Annotated in this window: 1 protein-coding gene; it reads left to right on the top strand. The window is 51.9% G+C overall.

Annotation, left to right across the window (positions count from 1 at the left end; translation table 11 throughout):
- Positions 1-1,214 (top strand): GDSL-type esterase/lipase family protein (locus AB1552_14480; protein ID MEW6054964.1); only part of this gene is annotated, 1,214 nt, incomplete at both ends.

Consider the following 1,214-nt stretch of genomic DNA (forward strand, 5'->3'; position numbering starts at 1 on the left):
CAGCTGGCGCTCCAGCAGAGACGGCGTAATCGGCACCGCTGCGTCTTTCAGCACCTCGGCCCTCTCAGAGGGAATACACACCATATATTTCAAGGTTCAGGACAACAACGGCGTATGGTCGCCGGAAGTACACATGATCATTGGTCACCTTGGCTGCAGTGTTCCTGTCAGGATTATGCCCCTTGGGGATTCTATCACGTTCGGATACGGAGAAATTCCCTCAACAGACCTCATCACAGGATACCGACAGCCTCTCTATCAGGCATTGATAAACGCTGACCACTATGTCGATTTTTCAGGCGGAATCTACGCAGGTCAGTCAGTGGTTCCCCTCTTCGATTTCGACCACGAAGGACACGGAGGATGGGGAGCCAAGAGGGTAAGACCTCCCTACGGCGGGGGGATAGCCCCTTATATACAGAGCTTTCTTGCTGCCAATCCCTCAGACATTATACTGCTGCATATCGGGACAAACGACATATCCGACAATGCGGAAAATCCGGCTGATGTCATGGAGATACTCAGCAATATTGATCTCGTAAGTCAGGATATTACCGTCATTCTCGCACGCATTATCAGCAGGAATGACGGCAAGGCGCTGCAGACAACGCAGTTCAACAACGCGGTGGAAGCTGCGGCAAGAGTCCGCATCGCAAACGGCGACAAAATCATCATAGTCAACCAGGAAGGCGCGCTGAATTATTCGGTTGACATGTGGGATATGCTCCATCCGAACAACGCCGGCTACGGAAAAATGGCGAACGTCTGGTTTGATACCCTGCATGGCATTCTGCCCGTATGCCCGCAGGCATCAGCCTCAATCATTTCTGCCATTGCAGGAACTGGCGGCACTGTTTCCCCTGCAGGTGCCATAACGGTTCCGTCAGGCAATAATCAGACATTCATGATCATACCTAACAGCGGGTATCACATCTCGGATGTCCTGGTAGATAACGTCTCTTCGGGGGCCATCAGCACCTACACATTCGAGAATGTCACGGCAAACCATACCATTCAGGCAGTGTTTGCCCCTGATGCTCCTCCTCAGGAAATCATCATAGATAACCGGGATGCCTCAGTATCCTACACTGGCACATGGGCTATTTCAGGAGCTTCAAATCCTTACGCAATAGATTCGGTCTGGAGCCGCGACGGCACCACCTATACCTGGACATTCACTCCTGCGGTTTCAGGAAACTACGACCTCTCCATGT

This window comes from Nitrospirota bacterium, from assembly GCA_040754395.1.
Taxonomy (GTDB): Bacteria; Nitrospirota; Thermodesulfovibrionia; order Thermodesulfovibrionales; family SM23-35; genus JBFMCL01.